Source organism: Vibrio mediterranei, from assembly GCF_900088415.1.
In the GTDB taxonomy this organism is placed as follows: domain Bacteria; phylum Pseudomonadota; class Gammaproteobacteria; order Enterobacterales; family Vibrionaceae; genus Vibrio; species Vibrio mediterranei.
Genome location: NZ_FLLQ01000009.1, coordinates 48,690 through 66,698 on the forward strand (window position 1 = coordinate 48,690; position 18,009 = coordinate 66,698).

Genomic DNA, 18,009 nt, shown 5'->3' on the forward strand with positions numbered 1-18,009 from the left:
AAATCAGATGGATGGAAAATGACTCTCCACCTTCATGCAGCCCCCTTATATTGGAGCAAGAAATTGAAAACAGTTAAAAACAACAACACAACTTACTGGTTTGATGAAAGCTTGCTGAAGGAGCCGATCGAAAAGGTATTTGACCCTCAATATTGGCAAGACAATAACCGAGTCATTGGTAGCGCTCAAGGGCGCGGAACAACGTGGTTTGTAGAAACACAAACTATCGAGGGGGCACTACGTCATTATCGCCGTGGAGGCTTGTTCGGTAAATTGGTGAAAGACCAGTATTGGTTTTCGAGCTGGGACAAAACTCGCAGCTATCAAGAGTTTCAATTGCTTCAAACCTTGATTAAAGCGGGGGTCAATGTGCCAAGACCGATCGCTGCACAAGCAACTAAAATAGGCCTTTACTACAAAGCTGACTTGCTGAGTGAAAAAATCCCCAACGCTCGAGATCTTGTTTCTATTTTGCAGGAGCAGGCGTTACCAGAGACAATGTATCGTAAGATTGGTAAAGAAATTCGCAAGATGCATCAAGCACAGGTAAATCATACTGATCTCAATATCCACAATATTTTGATTGATGAGCAGGAAAAGGTCTGGATTATTGATTTTGATAAGTGCTACGAGCAAAGCGGTGAGCAGTGGAAAATTGGAAATTTTGAAAGATTGCAGCGCTCGTTTCTTAAAGAAAGAAACAAGCGCGGTGTGAATTTTACGGGACAGGAACTCGAAGTACTGAAAAGAGAGATACTTAAAGTCTAGGTCCTATTCACCGTTTTATCGCATAAGGCGATAGGTAAGGAAATAGCCAAAGCTATAAAGTATATCTGCGAGTAAACGGCGTAATCCGAAAAGTTACTGTAGAAGCAATTAAAAATCGCATAGGAAGCTAGTGTTCCCCAGAATAGAGTGGATAAGCCTTTGTATTTATTGACGGTTGATAAGGCTTGATAAGCTTGAATAGCAATGAAAATAACAAAAGCATAAAAGCATAGTGAAAACAGGAATCCACTTTTCAGTAATTGATCCAAGTAACTATTATGTAAGTCTGTATGACCCCATTGCAAATCTTGATAAGTTAGCTTTTCAAGAGTCTTTGAGGGAAGCTTATCTAAAGCTTTTTGGAAAGGAACCTCAGGCTTGTCGATGCCTCCGCCAAACAGAAAATATGGAACATCATTCTTAATATTACTTTCGGTTAGCTCAAGGCCAGTATCTATCATTAGAATACGTAGTGTAATTGATTCATTAACAACCAACCGACTGGCTATAGTAGACTGAAAAAAAGCACTATTTACCAAGATAACGAGTACAGCTCCCATTACAGGCGCAATCCACCAGTTTTTGCGTATTTTGATAGCAATATAGAAAATGCCTAGTATTGCGGTCGCAACTAGGCCTCCTTTGGTTCCAGAGAGAATGATACCGAAGAAAGAAAAGGCTGCTAAAAGAATCATTAGCAACTTGGTCTTTAGGTCTGTGGCATTAAGCTCAATGAGCAAAAAGATTGAAATTGCAGTAACAAGAACCACTGGCCAGCGACTATAACCTATCTGCCCCCATAACCGACCCGGTGCATCTCTGAAAAAATCATAAATGAAGGCATATTGATAAAAGTCGATAAGCAAGCATACAAGAATACTTAGAAGGAAAGAGGCCAGAGACCATTTTAATGCCTTTTTATTATTCTGTGTGGTAATGACTATGGCTATAGGGACCAATAGGTAAAAGTACTTCTGTATATAGACAACGACGTCATTGTCAGCACCTTTGGAGAAGAAAGCTAAAATAGTACCAATAAGGAAGACACCTAAAGAGCTTTTGAGCAAAAGCCATTGGTTTTTAGAAATATCAATGGCATTTGCTCTCAGCAAAACAAAAGAACTGAGAACATAAAGATACAAAAAAGCGTTCATTCCAGCTTTAGATGCCGGAATAGAAATCGACAAACCGATAAGAAAGAAAATATTCGCTTTGCTTGCAGCTTTATTTTTTAAAGTTAAATTTACATTCATTTTATCATTACACTAATGCTGTTAATTCATTGATTTTAATCTAGATTTCCTAGGGTTTTTTCTAGGGCTCCCCGATTTATTTCTACAAAACTCCTGCCGATGTTACCATGTTTTCTTGATTCTTCAGGTGAATTGAGCAACGGAATCAAGGCATCTAATAGAGAGCTTGTATCCTGGACAATTTGGCACGCTCCTGCGTGGGAGAGTTTCTCCGTAATCTCATTAAAATTAAAGTAACTTGGTCCCACTAGTATAGGTAGGCCTATCGCGGCAGGTTCAATGAGGTTGTGACCACCGACTTTACTTCCAAGGAGACTCCCGCCCATAAAACACACGTCGCTAGCGGCAAGGTAGGTAAACATATCTCCTACCGTGTCCCCAAGAATTATAGATACATTATCTGGTATAAACGTAGGAAGATCTGTTCGTTTAATTGTGTCTAAATTTAACTTTTGAGTGTATTTGTAACACTTATCAAAGGTTTCTGGATGACGAGGTACAAGTATCAATAGCGCTTCTGGCAATGTTTTTTTGATTAGCTGATGTACTTCTATAATTTGTTCGCTTTCACCATCATGTGTACTGGCTGCAATCCATACAGGGCGATCAGAGCCGATGAGATGGCGTAATTGCTGTCCTTCCGCAACTTTCTTTGAGTCTAGCGTGATATCAAACTTCACCGAACCAGTGACTTGGACGCGTTCCTCGCTAATACCTAGACGAATAAATCGCTCTGCATCGTCCTGAAACTGACACAGAACTTTGTCGAGGTTTTTTGTCATCATTGTAAATAGTGGCTGCACTTTCCTATATCGAAGAAAAGAACGCTCAGATAGTCGAGCGTTGATAACTGTGATGGGAATTCCAGCTCTAGATACGAGCTCGAGAGTATTTGGCCATAACTCAGTTTCGACAATGATCAATTCTCTAGGTTTTACCGTTTTGATAAAGCCTCGTATCGCAAAAGGAAAATCAAGAGGCATGTAGCGATGAGTTGCAATATCACTGAGTTGCTCAGCTTGTTTTGCGCCAGTAGGTGTGGTCGTAGTGATCACGATACTCTTATTCGGAAAGCGTTGGGCATAGCGACGAATTAGTGGAGAGGCTGCGATAACTTCACCAACCGACACTGCATGGAACCAAACAATAGGTTTAGTGCTAGCAATTGCGGGAGTTTGGCCAAAATGCTCTTTCCAGCGATGCCCCACTGATGGCTTACCGGGTTTCTTTTTGAAAAGCCCATAAAGGAATATGGGCGACACCAATATCAACAAAAAGGTATAGATTACGCGTAGCATAAGGTTAATTACTCTTCTTAGGAAGTAATTGACTATCTAGCAAATATTGCTCAGTTTGTGTGGCGTACTCTGCTTTATAGGAATACTTAATGCTATCTTGAGAGGCGAGTAAGTTGATAGTGAGCAGGTACCCTAACGCAATGAGCAATAGACGTGATGCTTTGTTAGGTTCTGAAAAATGAAGCAACAGAGCCTGAACTTTAGGTTTGTTCTGAATAAATTTAGGTCCTGATGGAGCAGCGCCATGTTGAGCGTTGTCTTCAGAAGTTAATAAACTATGAATTCCTATCAATATAGGAATGATGGCAAACGGGTATACCAAGATTAAGTGCCAATATGAAAAGGTGATTGGTGATAAAGCGGCACTAATTAGTACACCTACAACCGCACCAAAGGCGTAAAGCTCTATCCACTGAACATTACTCGTTATGTCAGAACCACGTTTAATGGCTGGCTTTACTCGCTTCCACCATAACCAGTTTAGACGTGCAGATACGATGACACTTACGGCACCGATGACAAAAATGAACGTTTTCCATAGCGCTAAAGCAGTGAGTTTTAACCATTCTATTTGTGTTAGCCAATCAAATTCACTATATGCAATTACTTTGTTTGAGAACAGCATTGAACCGTAGCGCAGCCAGTACAACAGTGCTTTCAAAACTGGGTAGACATGAACCAAACCATAGCCAATATAACGGTCACTTTCTCGTTGAATTGCATCATTAACAGCCAGTTCCTGAAAGTAAGGTATTAGAGAAGCCAAGATTGCAGCCACGGCAGCAAAGACACCAAACCAAGAGATATGACCCATTTGACGATAAAATAGATACACAGAAATGACGGCTAAGATAGGCCATGAGTAATGCAACTGCATAGCTAAGCCAATAGCAAGCACATGAATAAAACTGTACCAAAATGACTTGGATTCACGCATCTTGATCGCAGACCACAAATGCATGGTAGCAAATAAACACAAATAAGAGGGGTTATAGAGCAGACTGTCGTACAAGAACCAAGGGTTGAGCCAGTACAAAACAACAAGAAGCAATCGAGCCAGCTTTACATGATTGTCTGCAAATACAGTTTTAATTACGTTATCTAACAGTATTAGAGAGACTACTCGCAGAGCTAGAAGTAGTACCATCGGAGACCAAGGTGAGTCCCAAACCAGTAAAGGTCCACCTATGAGCCAAGTGGAGAGAGAGCCAGGTACATTACCTACGGCACTCGCAGCATTACCATAGCTCAACCAGACATCTTGATAGGCACCCAGATACCCTTTGTAAAGCATTTGAGTCTGGTCACCGGTGAGAATCTGATTCTGAGCATAAATGAAACAGAACACCAACCCGATGATAAAACCAATGGAATAAAGCCCTGAAAAGTGACGTTCGATAGTAGACTTGAGATTCATAGTTGACTCGTTAGGGTTAGTGGGCGGCAGTATTCTTGTCATCTGAAAATGTCCAGATTTTGTGAATCAAATAAGTGACAACTGGCAGTATGACAACAACGACCAAAACACGAATATAGCTGTTTAAATCAGAAAATAGCTCACTGATACCTTGAGAAATCATAAGAGCACCAAACTGAACCATAAAGAACTTAGCGGCATTGCCCCAATTTACTTTATGTTTAAACACAAGAATGGTCTGTGCAAAGTAGGAAAAAATAAATGCAATTGAAAAGCCTGCTATATTTGCAAACAAAACACTATCTTGCACGATATGCAGATAGGAGAATGCAACAGCGATATGAATTGCAGTTGCCATTCCTCCAGTTAACGCAAAGCGTACAATACGGTATTGCAGTAGCTTATCTAGCAGAGCTCTCACTCTTCATTACCTTGTGTTTGAACTGGCTGAGGAGCAGAGTTCGCTTTCGTTTTTCCCTGATACTCATCACTTTCAATAATATACGTAGGCCGACGTTTCGACTCCATATATAGGCGACCAATATACTCACCCATAACTCCAATGCCGATTAATTGAACACCACCAAGGAACAGCATTACAGTAATCAAAGAAGCGTAACCTGGTGCGTCAATTCCATAAATCAATGTCTTTACGACAGTGAAGCTACCGTACAAGAAAGCTAAAGCGGAAATAAAAGAGCCAATGTATAACCAGATACGCAGTGGAGCAGTACTGAAGCTGGTAATGCCATCTAAAGCAAAGTTCCAGAGTTTCCAGCCATTAAAGCTGGTCTCGCCTGCTTCTCTCGCGTCACGTTTATACTCAACTACCGACGTTTTAAAACCAACCCAAGAGAAGATTCCTTTCATAAAGCGCTGGTTTTCTGGTAGTAGTTGTATTGCTTGAACGACTCGTCGATTAATTAAGCGAAAGTCTCCAACATTTTCAGGAATCTCAACTTGTGCAACAGCATTGTGGAACTTGTAGAAGAGTTCTGCAGTGAGTTTTTTTGCCCAAGTATCAGTGCTGCGATCGACACGCTTTGCCACTACGACATCAAAGCCTTTTTGCCACTCACTGATGAAATCTAGGATGAGTTCTGGTGGATCTTGTAGATCGGCATCGATCGGAATAACAACTTCACCTCTAGCAAGATCTAATCCCGCGGTTAGAGCTGCTTCTTTACCGAAGTTACGGGATAAGTTAACAGTGCGGACATGTTGATTTTGTTCACGAAGCGCACTCATTACTTGTAATGTGTTGTCTCTGCTTCCGTCATTGATCAGGATAACTTCGTAGCTATAGCCTGTTTGCTCTAATACAGGCGTAATGCGCTGCATAAAAATATCTAAGACTTCCTGTTCATTGTAGCAAGGACAAATAATAGAGATAACCGGTTGATTTTCTTGCATGCTAGACCTAAAGAGCGAGTTTCATTTGCTGAATGATATTCTCTGTTGTAGGAATATCGCCATGGGCATTCATTACGATAAAGTGTCTTCCATCTAATGGAGTATATCGAAAAGGGACGGTTGAGTAGAAGATGCCCACCGTTTTAGTATGAGTTGACACGGCAACATTGCGCACCCCAGTATCTGGTGACACAACTAGCTCTGCCGTTGAAATGAAAGACACGAGTTCATCCAGCGGTAAGCAAGGTTGAATAGCAAAGTTGTCCTTCTGTTCTAGCTCACGAACAAAGTCACCCTTTTCAAAATCGTTTTTACCTTCTAGATAGATATGTAAATGATTAGGAAGTTCCTGAACAGCCTTTTCTAATAAATCTTTCATTTGCTGTTGTGGCAGAATTTTGGTCGTGGTGGATGCACCGTTAAAATACAGAATTTTCGGCTTTTCACCATCAGGGCGAACATACTCAAGATTACTTGGGTACGCAAAATCAAGAGGGCGAGTAGGGTTATGCCCCAGCATTTTCAACATATCCAACATACATTCGAGCTCAGGTTGATAGTCTGAACGGAACACAGAAATATTATATAACGTGCCGTTTAAGAATGATTTGTAAGGAAAACCAAACTTAAGGTGAGCTTTACTTAGCAAAGTCATCCAGTAAGAACGAGCTGTACCAGCAAGATCAAAAATTATGTCCTGAGGTGGTAGCTGTGAAAACTCTTGATATTTCTTTGAGAGAGTCATCTCTTGCTTTTTCTCTCTACCGGATACAAAAACAGTGCTATCAGCTAAGTCTGTTGGTGCACCGTATTGATAGTTCGAGACGCCGACCAAGGTAATGTGAGCATTGGGGAAGAAGCGACGAGCTTCCACTAGAAAAGGGCGTACAATAACTTGATCACCTAAAGCAGCTTGTCTAATAACGGTGATATTTCTCACTTTTTCTGGAGAGAACTCTGTAGTGAGATATTGCTTCGCTTTTTTAGAGACATAGCCTCCACGCTCACACCAAAAGTAATTCATTTTATCTGCTCTTTGTTTTTGAGGTTGTTTAGTGCACTAATAACTTGTGACGGTAGTAGTTCGTTCAAACAGTTTAGATGTCCTAATGGACATTCTCTTTTGAAGCAAGGACGGCAATCGATATCGGTATTAACAATAGCCACATTGTCGCTCAGAGGTGGCGTATATTCTGGCGAGCTAGAACCATAGATAGATATTACATTACATCCAACAGCTGCTGAGATATGCATTAAGCCCGAGTCGTTACTAAATACGGTATCGCAGGCAGCAAGTAGATCAACCGCCTCTGGCAAGGAGGTATCTCCTGCGAGATTGAAGCAATGCGCTTGTTGTTCTTTATTTAAAGCTGAACGAATACTCTCGGTCACAACTTTATCTTTTGCCGAACCAAAAAGCCAAACTTGGTGGCCTTGAGAGATAAGATGACGAGCAACCTCGGCATAGTGGGCATCCGGCCAGCGTTTCGCAGGACCAAATTCCGCGCCTGGACACATCCCGTAAGTTTCACGGTTTTGATTTAATCCAAACTTAACTAAAGTCTGTTGCTGAATGTCAGAATTAATACTTAATTCAGGGCGCGCGCAGTTTTCTAAAGTCACGCGCTCTAACATCTCTTGCTTTGGATAGGCTAAAGCGACAAAGCGCTCTACATAATATTGGAATATTCGTTTATCGGGTCTGAGATCAGTTAAAAGCCCATAGCGAGTTTCACCTTTCCAACCTGTACGGCTTGGTATACCAGCGAATAGAGGAATCAAAGCTGACTTTGCAGAGTTGGGCAACACGTAAGCGTGAGTGTACTGCTCTTGTTTTAGACTACGTCCGATTCTCCAGCGACCTTTTAGATTAAAAGCACCGTGGCCGATTGGCATTTCAATGGCGCGGTTAACTTCAGGCATTCGTTCTAAAAGTGGGCCACACCAACCGGGCGCTAACACATCAATAGTCGCATAAGGGTGTAATTGCTTGAGTTCTTTATACAAGCTTTGCGACATGACCATGTCGCCAACCCAAGACGGGCCAATAACCAATATTTTCATATCATGATTCATTTGTTCTGGAGATCAATTGAGACAGCTTTTGTTCCACATCTGCCCAGTTTAGCTGATTGATGTCTGGAATGGTGTCTTTCTCTGCAATACATGTGTAAGAAAGCGGAGAATTAGGGTGCCATTGAGCAAAGTTTTCTTGGTCATCATGGTAAAAGGCAAGTTGGGGTACGCCAAGCCCTGTCGCCATATGCACGGTTGCAGTATCGACAGAAACCGTAAATTGTGCCGTTGCCATAATGCTTGCAATATCAAAAATGGATTGGCTAACGTTGTAATGCAGTGCATCAAGGTTTAACGATGCAATATTATTTTCGACTAACTCAGATGTTTCAGGCGATGAAATCAATACTATGGAGAGTTCAGGCATTTGCTGTTTGATTATTTTTACAAGGTTTTCAATCGACGAACCCGTTAACTTACGCGCATTGCCACTGCCATAACCATTTATGACACAGTACTTTTCTATATTGTGTTGACTCAGAAATTGATGGGCTGTTAGGCGTGATTGTTCTGTTTGAGGGATGACATAGCCTTGCGGAGTTGCTTGAATCCCCATTTTCTCTAATAGCAGCGCAAATCGTTGGGCAAAATGTAAATGTTGAGTCTCTTGGCCGAGCTTTATGTCAACACAACGCAGAGAGTCATCAAGTCCAGCAATGTGTTTTGCTTGGCATTGGCTTAGAAAGTAGAGATCTTTCATTTTTGGTCGAGGATTAAGTGACACCAAGAGGTCACACTGACCGATTTGAATACATGCTTTAGTTATTTCTTTGTAACTTGGTCGTTTTCTCAACTCAATTACCGAATCTGCGCCTAAGTGGTCTAAAAACAATGAACGCATATTTGGAGCCGTAACTACTGAAATACGGATGTTTGGGTCATAACGTTTGATGTCTTTAAAAACGAAAGAGGATACAAAGGCATCACCAAGTTTTGCATCTGTTCTCAAAAAAACAATATGCTTGATAGACGCAGGCTCTACTGGGCTATACGGTTTTGGCTTATCAAAAAGGATAACGCCTAATCGATGACGTATTTGGTCACGTAGCAGTTGTAGTCGTGAAACGAATTTACGCATTTGAATTGTTTTTCACCTTTCTAAACAAGTAGTTGCCACGGATTTTTCGCCAAAAACCAAAAACATCTGTTTTGGGGAAGATAGCAATACGACGAATTTGATAGCGATCTTGATGAAAGCGAAGTGGTCCTGAATCGGTTGCAACAGCGAAGTCATAGCCGGCCTCTTTCGCGAGTTGTTTTGAATCATTATTGTGATCACCAAAAGGGTAAGCAAACGAGGTCAGTGGTTTGCCAAGTATCGTTTCAAGTGTATTTTTATTCTCTTGGATTTCATGTTGCTGCTGCTCTTTGGACAGTTGACTAAGCCTTGGATGCGTCAAAGTATGCCCGCCAATCTCAATCAAGCCAGAGTCGGCAAGCTGTTTGACTTGCTCTGCGTTCATAAGGTTGACTGATTTCTCAGGATTTTCTGCGTTTTCAACATCCCAACGGTTAAAAGTTTCGCCAGTGACAACATAAACAACTGCCTTGAAGTTATACTTCTGTAAGACAGGCAGCATAAGTTCCAGATTATCCGCATAGCCATCATCGACAGTAAGCATAATATAGCGTTTACCGGCCTCCAAACGTCTAATAAGTCGTCCATCCTTCAAGTCTTCGAACGTAAGAGTTTCAAACCCCATACGTTTGAGTAGAGCGAGATGCTTATCAAACATATCAATATGTAAATAGGTGCCATGGACTCCTTTGCCACTCTCGTCCCGAATAAAGCGATGATACATCACGATCGGCATCTCACGCTTGAGGGTGTCGACAAAGACATCTTGATAAATACTCTCTACCTGATCGACGATGGTTGAGAGAGTATAATTGTCCCTGATAACTTGACTGGTTTCGTCGCTGCAGTACGCGCTTGATAAACCTGTTTCGACCATCTTAGCAATACTGCTGAAGTCAATATCCAGATCTTTAGGTCCGATGTCTCCAAAGTTAGTGGCCATAGCTTCACTGACATTCGAGGTATCCACAATACCAATACATTTGGCCTCACCAATCGCTAGCGTTGGGCGGCCACAGAGCAAAGCCTCCATAGCGACGCGACCAGCTCCAATGACTAAGTCTGCTTCATTGAGCATTTGAGGAACATTGTCGGTATAGCCAACAAAATTGACCTGAGGTTTGAACTTCTCAAAACGAGGTTCAAATGTTGAACCTGTAACGATGCGAATGTCGTAGCAATTTGAATCCAAACATTCATCCAATAAACGATAACAAAGTTCACCTTTTGGACCCGTCAGTCTACCAACAATCGTGATAACTGGCTTTGGATTTTGAGGGGCAGGAAGCTTTTGAAAATGACCTGTTTCAATACCATTTCGACTGACTACCATTTGCTCCAAAGGCACATTAAGATCATTGTGTAACTGGTCTCGAATTGCTTCACAAACTGGAAGTGCTTTATTGCCCATGGCGTGAAATTTCTTACGAGAAGCATGGACAGGCTGCCTACCATGCACAGTGGTAACCATAGGCGTGCCAGTCAGTTTACAAGCGAGATGGCAGCTCCAACTGGAAGCGCGAGAGTGTGCATGCACAAGCTGGATATTGTGCTTTTTGATGAGATAAATGAGGTAACTTACATGCCAAAAACGACGAAGAATACTGCGCTTGTTAAAGCGCAGTGAGTAGAATAGACCCGTATGAGGCTTCGTTAGCGTATCAGAGACATAGATGACATTGTGTTCTCTGCGTTCTAACTCATTCCCAACTGTTGTGGCGTAGACTTCAGCTCCAGTTACTTCTAGTTGAGATAAAGCCATGAGGATATTCATTTAATCGTTACCTTTTATTCGGTTTTTCAATACATTTTATAAGTCTGAGTTAGCTAGCGGGCTCTTCAATTTTTTTATCTGGCGTCGATTAAACAGGAACCTTCGCAGTTTTCGATACCCAGAATAGATTTCACGGCTTAACTTAATATAGAAAGGCGCCGCTGTCTCATTGTTGAGTTGGATCGTCGTACCAAAGTCTTCAGAACTTTCAATGACTGCCGGCGAATACAAAAATGACGGAACACCATGAATGTATGAAGAGCCGATATAATTGTCTACAGGCATGCACCATACTCTTGAATTTAGCATCAGTGCTTCAGCTGCTTTTGGAGTTAGAGCATAACCACAAGTGCCACCACTGTTATTGCTCATATAAGAGACACAACCACCAAGAAAACTCTCAACAACAGTTGTTCGGCATTTACTTATCTTTCTTTCTAGTCGAAGAAATGAGTATTTTTTGACACTATTCTCAATGTTGTCCAAATGTAGTTTTAAGTTGCTATCAACACGCGCATCATCTTCAATAACAACAATGGGTTGTTGCAGTTCTACGCACTTTGACCAAAGTAAGTAATGGCTAGCATAACAACCTAATTCGCCACGAGATGGTCTTTTTCCACTGATAAGCCATTTTCTTTTTTTATGGTTGTAGTTTTCCCAAAGAGGATGTTCACCCTCAGAACCATCAATAGCGTTGAAAAACTTAAATTCTATATTTTGTTCTGCTAATAAACGACCAATACGCTCGCGTCTATCTGGGCTTCTCAATAAGCTTAGGACGAAAATTTTCATCTTTAATATTAGGTCTCACAGTCACCCATTAAAAAAGAGCCCGCAGCGCCTTTATAAGGCGTTTTTAGGCTCTACTGGTGAAAGTGAATCTAGTTATTTACAATGGCTAGATATTCTGCAACACCTTCAGAAACAGTTTTGAATTCTATATCACACCCAGCTGCACGCAGGTTAGTTAAGTCTGCCTGCGTAAACTCTTGATATGCACCTTTCAAGTGTTCTGGAAACGGGATGTTCTCTATCTCACCTTGGCCATGATGTTTGATCACGGCTTCTGCTACGGCTTCAAAACTCTCTGCATTACCAGTACCGCAGTTAAAAATACCGGATATTCCGTTTTCTAAGAACCATAGATTCACTTTCGCAACATCACCTACGTAGACAAAATCTCGAATGAAATGTTCACTACCAGCAAACAATTTCGGGTTCTCACCTGCATTCATTTGATTATTCAAGTGGAATGCTACAGAAGCCATGCTTCCTTTGTGTTGCTCGCGTGGGCCATACACATTGAAGTAACGGAATCCAGTAATTTGCGATAGTGTCTCGCCATGAGCTTCGGCATCTGCTGTAAGGCGGCGAACATAGTTATCAAATTGCTGTTTAGAGTAGCCATAAACGTTCAAAGCACCTTCGTATTGACGCTCTTCTTTAAAAACAGTTGTTTCACCATATGTTGCAGCTGAAGAGGCATACAGAAATGGAATTTCACGCTCTAGACAGTAATGAAGTAACTCTTTTGAATACTCATAGTTGTTAAGCATGACATATTTGCCATCCCATTCAGTCGTAGCAGAACATGCTCCTTCATGAAACACTGCTTCAATAGGGCCAAAGTCATCGCCAGCCATAACCTGGGTGAGGAAGTCATCACGATCCATGTAATCGGTAATGTCCAAATCCACTAAGTTTTTGAACTTACGTCCATTCTTAAGGTTGTCGACAACCAAGATATCATTTAAGCCTGCTTCGTTAAGCGCTTTAATAATGTTGCTGCCAATCATGCCAGCGCCGCCAGTTACAATGATCATAAAACTGTTCCAAATTGAATGGGATAATTAGTTCGAGTATATAAGATTTACCCTCAGCGTCAAAGCTAGGGCCGTAAGTGATAGGTATTTATAATTATTACTCTAATCTTGTTCTAATCGGGATCAACTTCCTAAAAACCGACGTTTGTCAGAAACTTGTCAAAAAAAACAATTTACAAAGCTTTGTACTTTCTACTAACATTGCAAGTCAGTGTGTTCAACTGAGTGCACTGAATTATCGATAATTTAGTAAAGGGAAATAACCATGAAAAAAATCGCATTAGTAATGGCGATTGCGGCAGGCTTGGCTAACCCAGCTTTCGCAGAAGCTGAAGCAGGCGCAGCTGGCGCTGGCGCAAGTGGCGCAGCAGCAGGTGCAGCAACAACTGGTGCTATCGCAGTAGGTGCAGCAGCAGCAGTAGCAGTAGTAGCCGTAGCGTCTTCTGACGATTCAGCTGCAACAACAACTACAGTAACTGCATCTAACTAATTTTAGTTAGTCAGTTTGAGCTCCTCTTACATGTTGTATCGTAAGGGGGCTTTTTGTTTTTGGTTCCGTAAACCAGGAATTAAGGATTTTAAACTCTGCGAAGCGCCAAGGATGTCCCAATTGAATTTTAAGTCGTATCTACTTGCCTTCTCATTGCTGTTTTTAACAGCGTGCTCCCAACGCTTTCAAGATGTCAACGCCACTATGTCTGAGGCGTTATTTGGTGCCGACGATATTGCACTGACGCCCGAAAAAATCAAACAACTACCATACGCAAGTGCTTATGTTCGTATAAACGAAGGCCCTCAAATATTCGTTGTATTGGCTTTTGCCGAAGCGAATACTAAAACAGGTGTGATTCAATATAAATGGATGTCATCTGACCGAGCGATGATCATTACCGAAAATGGTCGGATCGTAAAAACGATAGGTTTGTTTGGGGATAATCTCAAAGGCATTCAAAGAGAACAACAAACGTCTAGTTCGTGGAAAGTCACCTATGATTGGATGCCAAATTATCGCTACGATTATCAGGGGCTGGCTACTGAAGTTTTAGCGGGCAAAGAGACTATCTCGACGGTTATCGGCTCATATCAAACAGAAAGATATACCGAATCGGTGGTTTTTGATGCTATTGATGAAGAGTTAATCAATACGTATTGGAAAGATACGGCGACTGGAAAAGTTATTAAGTCGTTAGAGCAGATTGGCCCAGAGATGAGCACTATTGAGCTAACGTTGCTGAAGCAACCAACGATTTAGAAAATCATGAGACCGGGTCATACACGGTCACAGACAAGAAAAGTCGTCATCCTCGTAAAAACGAGTATCTCTCAAAGCGTGTGACTCGCTGCATGAGATTCCCTTTTTCAAGGGAATGACGAAAGAAAAGAAACAGAGCCACGAGCAATCACAAATAAAAATAGTCGTCATCCTCGTAAAAACGAGTATCTCCCAAAGCGTGTGACTCGCTGCATGAGATTCCCTTCTTCAAGGGAATGACGAATGTAGACAACTGGGCCACATCCAGCACAAACAAGAAGAGTCGTCATCCTCGTGAAAACGAGGATCTCCCAAAGCGAGTGACTTGCTGTATTAGGTTCCCTTTTTCAAGGGAATGACAAAAGAAAAGAAACAGAGCCACGAGCAGTCACAAATAAAAAAAGTCGTCATCCTCGTGAAAACGAGGATCTCCCAAAGCGAGTGACTTGCTGTATGAGATTCCCTTCTTCAAGGGAATGACGAATGTAGACAACTGGGCCACATCCAGCACAAACAAGAAGAGTCGTCATCCTTGTGACAACGAGGATCTCCCAAAGCGCGTGACTCGCTGCATGAGATTCCCTTTTTCAAGGGAATGACGAAAGAAAAGAAACAGAGCCACGAGCAATCACAAATAAAAATAGTCGTCATCCTCGTGAAAACGAGGATCTCCCAAAGCGCATGACTCGCTGCAAGAGGCCTCAACTTCCAAGATGGCGAATTAGCACTTAAGAAAAGGACCCCTTATGCTACAGGGACGCATAAAACAATTATTACTAGCGACACTACTCTGCGCACCTCTTCCCGCTATCGCTGCAGAGCTTTCGGTACTGTTACCCAATCAAGGTGTTCGTTTAGACTACCCACAACCTGTACGCCTTGAAACTGTACTTAAGGACGTCCAGAAACAAGCTCAAGCAAAACAAGTTCGTTTTGAACCAGTCCAAGCTCAACTGTTTGATTCTAAAAAACAAGTGATCGTTGATGAAATGAAGCAACAGATACTGAGTCAACTATCTGACCTCGCTCAAATAAAACCAGAACTTGATACACAATCAATCTCAGAGCAAATCAACGCATCAAAGTTTCATTATCGTGAATTTACTTCTCTTGATTATGATGTTGTTCAATCCCAACGAAAAGGTAATCCTCTTTTAACTGGAAGCTACCAACTCAATATCGCTCCACGAATTAACAACATCTACTTTCTCGGTGCTGTTAAAAAGGCTGAAGAAGTCAAACAACATGCCCAGTGGTTCTTAGCTGACTACTTCGACATGCTTGGAAATATAAAATCCGAAGCAGCATACGACGGCACAGCAACCATCATTCAGCCTGATGGAAAAGTAATGGAGGCTCAATACGGAGCTTGGAACTTTAAACCTCACTTTATTGCTCCTGGTGCCATTATCTATATCCCGATTAAGTCTCTGCCTTCTGAGCTGGAAACTCTCAACCAAGACATCGTTCAACTGCTGCGTCACAAGGTAATCAATAATGAACAATAATAAAATGAAACCTTCTCTTGTCGCAGTGGCTATTGCCTCAAGTTTTAGTGCTACCGTTTGGGCAGATGCGTTTGAACCAGCAACGTTAAAACCTTCTCAATCCGATTTTGGTGGCGTAGGTCTGATGCAAATGCCAACAGGCCGCATGGCTGCCGAAGGTGAGTTTAGTATTAATGGTGACTGGAGCGACCAATACCATAAATACAATATCAGCTTACAATTGATGCCTTGGCTTGAAACTACGATTCGTTACACCATGGTGCAAGACTTACTCTATAGTAATGACCCTGGTTTTAGTAATGACACTAAAATGACCGATAAAGGGATAGATCTAAAGTTCCGTCTTTGGCAAGAAGGAAACTATCTCCCAGAAACTTCCGTTGGCCTGCGAGATTTCGGTGGGACAGGTTTATTTGATGGCGAATTTATCGCGGCAACTAAACGCTATGAAAACTTCGATTTTACCATAGGCTTAGGGTGGGGCTATCTAGGTACCCGAAATAATATTGCTAACCCGTTCTGCAAAATTAGTGATGGTTATTGTTCTCGACCTTTAGATTTTAAGGGTAGTGGAGGTATGGTCGACTACGAACGCTGGTTTAAAGGGCCCGCTGCACTATTTGGCGGTGTCGAGTATCAAACCCCCTGGCAACCATTGCGCTTCAAAGTTGAATATGACTCTAACGATTACTCCGGAGATTTCCCCGTTTATCGCGGTGGTGTCGATATGACGCCCGCCACACCATGGAACTTCGGTGCTTTATATCGATTAGGTAATTGGGGTGATGCCCGCGTGAGTTATCAACGGGGTAATTCAGTAGCGTTAGGTCTGACTTTGCGTACTAACTTTAATGAGATGAAAGCGCATTGGCTAGATGAGCCTAAGCCAGAACCAAGACCAACGGCCTATGCTAGTAATGATCAGCAAGTAGACTGGGATATCGTGATTGGTGAGCTGAAAACGAATGCTGGTTATGACAATGTCATGATTGAGCAGTCGGGAGCTACGGTCACGATCATTGGTGAACAAACCAAATACCGAGATAGACAAGAGGCGCAGCAGAGAGCAGCTGGCGTGCTCGCAAACCACCTTCCAAAGTCGATTGATACTTACAAAATCGTAGAAACTAAACAGTATCTACCGTTAACCACTGCGACGGTAAATGCCAACGACTTTAAGCGCATTGCTGTCGAGCAGCCACTTGACCAAAATGAAACAGATGCGATTGCCATGAGTGATGTTTCTAAGCCAGTGAACAGCACTGTCGTACGTGACGACTTTGACCGTTGGGATTACTCAATATCTCCGACGCTGGCACAATCTATAGGATCGGCAGAAAGCTTCTATCTGTATGAAATTGGCCTAGATGCGGGTGCAGAGCTATGGGCAACTCGAAACCTCAACTTATCGGGTACGGTTCATCTTAATATTGTCGATAACTATGACAAGTTTAACTATATCGTACCGCCAGATGGTACTGATGTGCCCAGGGTTCGAACTTTGTTCCGCGCCTATGTATCAGATAACACATTATGGGTGAAAAACCTGCAAGCGACTTGGTTCCAAGAATTTGGCAATGGGTTTTATGGTCAGGTTTATGGTGGCTATCTAGAAACCATGTTTGCGGGTGCGGGTGGTGAGTTATTGTACCGACCGATGAATAAGAACTGGGCCATAGGTGCTGACATCAATCTAGTGTCTCAGCGCGACCCTTCAAGCCCTTTTGGGGTTTTCACTGAAGAGCAGCAAAACATCCCAGAATATGGCCGCCCATTCAAAGTCATTACTAAAGGCACAACTGGGTTCTTGACGGGGTACTACATGCCACAGTGGTCATTTATCGATAATACTTTGCTTAAGGTTGGTGTTGGTCAGTTCTTAGCGGGTGATATCGGTACTCGTGTGGACTTCTCTAAACAATTTAAGAGTGGTGTGATTGCCGGAGCTTACGCGAGTTTCTCTAACTTAAGTTCTGAAGAGTTCGGTGAGGGCAGCTTTACTAAAGGATTCTATGTCTCTATCCCATTCGATATTATGACGGTGAAGCCAAGTAATAATCGAGCAAACTTCAACTGGCAGCCAATTACTCGAGACGGAGGCCAAATGTTAGGGCGCAAGTACGAGTTGTTTAGTGTGACAGATTCAAGGTCACCTTGGCTGCAAAGACCTAATCAGGTTGATACGCCATAACCAAATATCGAGATACTTGCATATACCGATAGGAGTAACTAGGGATCTGGTTGCTCCTATTGATACTTTTCAATTAAGAGTTATTTCACCATATGTTCTTGTTCTGGTTGTTTACTCAGATATCTATTAACAAATCACGTACTGCACTTTTACCC

General features: G+C 42.1%; 16 protein-coding genes. 5 read left to right on the forward strand and 11 right to left on the reverse strand.

The genetic code is table 11. The annotated features are described in order from the left end of the window. The first annotated feature begins 63 nt into the window (after positions 1-63). Positions 64-768, forward strand: coding sequence for a 3-deoxy-D-manno-octulosonic acid kinase (locus tag VME0621_RS21195; RefSeq protein ID WP_062462567.1), 705 nt, complete (start codon positions 64-66; stop codon positions 766-768). Here VME0621_RS21195 and VME0621_RS21200 read toward each other — a convergent pair. The 11 genes from VME0621_RS21200 to rfaD all read right to left on the reverse strand — a co-directional run bounded on the left by VME0621_RS21200 (position 765) and on the right by rfaD (position 12,903). Beyond that, positions 765-2,021, reverse strand: a complete 1,257-nt coding sequence (locus VME0621_RS21200) for an O-antigen ligase family protein (RefSeq protein WP_062462386.1) — start codon at positions 2,019-2,021, stop codon at positions 765-767. The genes VME0621_RS21195 and VME0621_RS21200 overlap by 4 nt on opposite strands. Positions 2,022-2,056: 35 nt before the next feature. Further along, positions 2,057-3,319, reverse strand: a complete 1,263-nt coding sequence (gene waaA / locus VME0621_RS21205; RefSeq protein ID WP_062462389.1) for a lipid IV(A) 3-deoxy-D-manno-octulosonic acid transferase — start codon at positions 3,317-3,319, stop codon at positions 2,057-2,059. Between the two features lie 4 nt (positions 3,320-3,323). Further along, positions 3,324-4,736 (reverse strand): hypothetical protein, encoded by a 1,413-nt coding sequence (locus VME0621_RS21210; RefSeq protein ID WP_062462392.1) that lies wholly within the window; start codon positions 4,734-4,736, stop codon positions 3,324-3,326. A gap of 16 nt (positions 4,737-4,752) precedes the next feature. After that, positions 4,753-5,157 (reverse strand): GtrA family protein, encoded by a 405-nt coding sequence (locus VME0621_RS21215; protein WP_062462395.1) that lies wholly within the window; start codon positions 5,155-5,157, stop codon positions 4,753-4,755. Next, positions 5,154-6,149 carry a glycosyltransferase family 2 protein gene (locus VME0621_RS21220; RefSeq protein ID WP_062462398.1) on the reverse strand — a complete coding sequence of 332 codons (996 nt, stop codon included), beginning with the start codon at positions 6,147-6,149 and terminating at the stop codon, positions 5,154-5,156. The genes VME0621_RS21215 and VME0621_RS21220 overlap by 4 nt, the downstream gene beginning before the upstream one ends. 7 nt (positions 6,150-6,156) lie before the next feature. Then, positions 6,157-7,173, reverse strand: a complete 1,017-nt coding sequence (locus VME0621_RS21225; protein ID WP_062462400.1) for a glycosyltransferase family 9 protein — start codon at positions 7,171-7,173, stop codon at positions 6,157-6,159. Further along, the gene (gene waaF, locus VME0621_RS21230) at positions 7,170-8,213 is read right to left on the reverse strand and encodes a lipopolysaccharide heptosyltransferase II (protein WP_062462403.1); all 1,044 of its coding nucleotides are present in this window, start codon (positions 8,211-8,213) and stop codon (positions 7,170-7,172) included. Before waaF ends, VME0621_RS21225 begins: the two co-directional genes overlap by 4 nt. A gap of 1 nt (position 8,214) precedes the next feature. Further along, positions 8,215-9,303 (reverse strand): glycosyltransferase family 9 protein, encoded by a 1,089-nt coding sequence (locus VME0621_RS21235; protein ID WP_062462406.1) that lies wholly within the window; start codon positions 9,301-9,303, stop codon positions 8,215-8,217. Continuing rightward, positions 9,296-11,077, reverse strand: a complete 1,782-nt coding sequence (locus VME0621_RS21240) for a bifunctional glycosyltransferase family 4 protein/polysaccharide deacetylase (RefSeq protein WP_062462409.1) — start codon at positions 11,075-11,077, stop codon at positions 9,296-9,298. The genes VME0621_RS21235 and VME0621_RS21240 overlap by 8 nt, the downstream gene beginning before the upstream one ends. A 36-nt stretch (positions 11,078-11,113) precedes the next feature. Beyond that, complete coding sequence (locus tag VME0621_RS21245) at positions 11,114-11,872, reverse strand: glycosyltransferase family 25 protein (RefSeq protein ID WP_062462412.1); 759 nt, start codon at positions 11,870-11,872, stop codon at positions 11,114-11,116. Between the two features lie 89 nt (positions 11,873-11,961). Further along, positions 11,962-12,903, reverse strand: a complete 942-nt coding sequence (gene rfaD / locus VME0621_RS21250) for an ADP-glyceromanno-heptose 6-epimerase (RefSeq protein WP_062462415.1) — start codon at positions 12,901-12,903, stop codon at positions 11,962-11,964. 265 nt (positions 12,904-13,168) lie between these two features. Between rfaD and VME0621_RS21255 the strand changes: the two genes are divergently transcribed. The 4 genes from VME0621_RS21255 (at position 13,169) to VME0621_RS21270 (ending at position 17,854) form a co-directional block, all read left to right on the forward strand. Continuing rightward, positions 13,169-13,393, forward strand: a complete 225-nt coding sequence (locus VME0621_RS21255; protein ID WP_062462417.1) for a hypothetical protein — start codon at positions 13,169-13,171, stop codon at positions 13,391-13,393. A gap of 111 nt (positions 13,394-13,504) precedes the next feature. Beyond that, positions 13,505-14,155, forward strand: a complete 651-nt coding sequence (locus VME0621_RS21260; RefSeq protein WP_062462420.1) for a YjbF family lipoprotein — start codon at positions 13,505-13,507, stop codon at positions 14,153-14,155. A gap of 746 nt (positions 14,156-14,901) precedes the next feature. Beyond that, positions 14,902-15,663: a capsule biosynthesis GfcC D2 domain-containing protein gene (locus tag VME0621_RS21265; protein ID WP_062462423.1), complete on the forward strand. Its 762-nt coding sequence runs from the start codon at positions 14,902-14,904 to the stop codon at positions 15,661-15,663. Further along, entirely contained in the window at positions 15,653-17,854 is a 2,202-nt protein-coding gene (locus tag VME0621_RS21270; RefSeq protein WP_082795565.1) for a YjbH domain-containing protein, read from the forward strand. The genes VME0621_RS21265 and VME0621_RS21270 overlap by 11 nt, the downstream gene beginning before the upstream one ends. Positions 17,855-18,009: the final 155 nt, after the last annotated feature.